The following is a 1,370-nucleotide window of genomic DNA, read 5'->3' as shown; positions in this document are numbered from 1 at the left end:
CTGTTCAACGTCGGTTGATGCTTGACCGATCTACTCCGGTTGATCCTTGACACTGGTTGTTGTGTTTTAGGGCTGTGCGCTGGTGCGCAAGGCCCGTTTGTTTCGTACCGCGCCGATGCTGGTGCGGGCGGCAGTTTTGACCAGAACATCGCCAATGAAGAACCGCAGCAGGTCGGCGTCGACGTGGACATCGCAGCGTGATCCGGCGTAGTGGCGGCCCAGGCTGACCTGCTGCCAGGACACGCAGACCACGCCGTTGGTGGTGACCCGTCGGCTGATCCAGTCTTGTCCGCCTCGATCGGCCCGGGCCGCGGTGGCAGGGCCTGCGTTACCCGGTGCTGCGGTCAGTGTGCTGGCAGCGGTGAACCGTTGCGACGGCGTGAGCATGTTCAGCGATTGATGTGGCCGGGCGGTGTTGTAGTAGTGCACCCATTCATCCAACGCGTGCTGCGCCGTGCCTAGATTCCTGAAAGCGGCTTGTTCACTGAGGAATTCAGCGCGCATACTGCGGTGGAACCGCTCGATCTTGCCGGTCGTGGTCGGGGACCGGGGCTGGGTCAGCAGATGCTCGATGCCGCGCTCGCGGCAGATCGCATCAAAGAGCACCTCCACCGGCGGATGGTTGAACCGGCCGGTGAACACCTTGCCGTTGTCGGTCAGGATCTGCTCGGGGGCCCCGTAACGGTCCAACGACCCCCGCAGCCCCTCGCACACCGCGCGGGTACGTTCACGGGCCATCAACCGGGCACACACGCACATCCGGGAATGATCATCGATGCCGGTCAACGCCTTCGCCGAGGTGCCATCAGCCAGCGGGAAACCACCGACAACATCCATCTGCCACAACTCCATCGCCGCGGCGCGTTCCCAACGTTTCCACTTGCGCGAGCGGCGATCTCGCAGCTGCGGGTCGATCATCCCGGCGCGCACCAGGGCGCGGTAGACCGCCGACTCCGAGGGCACCGGCGACACCTTGCGTTTGGCTAACTCATGGACCAATCGGCGCGGTCCCCAATACGGGCGTGAACGCCGCAACTCCAACACCGCCGCCTCAACCTGCGCGGGCATCTGATGCGGACACGACACCGGCCGATGCGACCGATCCGCCAGCCCGTCCAAACCCTCGGCCTCATACCGGGCCAACCAGGCATGCAGCGTCTGCCGCGACACCCCGACCTTGCCGGCCACCTGCGATATCGATAGACCGTCACTGATCACCGCCAACACGGCTTGATACCTCTGCTCGACCACGCTCAACTCCCTCATCAAGGAAGTGTCAAGGATCAACCGAAGCAGGTGTAAAGCATCAGCCGAAACCCTGTCAGCCATCAGCCGGAGACGAAACGTCAAGCATCACCCGACGTCATACA

1 protein-coding gene is annotated in these 1,370 nt (G+C 63.5%); it reads right to left on the bottom strand.

What is annotated here, in order from left to right; all coding sequences use genetic code 11:
• Positions 1–66 precede the first annotated feature (66 nt).
• Positions 67–1,266, bottom strand: coding sequence for an IS481 family transposase (locus ABIA30_RS27380; protein WP_370071351.1), 1,200 nt, complete (start codon positions 1,264–1,266; stop codon positions 67–69).
• Positions 1,267–1,370 lie beyond the last annotated feature (104 nt).

Origin of the sequence: Mycobacterium sp. MAA66 (assembly GCF_041261665.1) — a bacterium.
Taxonomy (GTDB): Bacteria; Actinomycetota; Actinomycetes; order Mycobacteriales; family Mycobacteriaceae; genus Mycobacterium.
The sequence above is the reverse complement of the archived record's forward strand: the minus strand, read 5'-3'. Positions and strand labels throughout refer to the sequence as shown.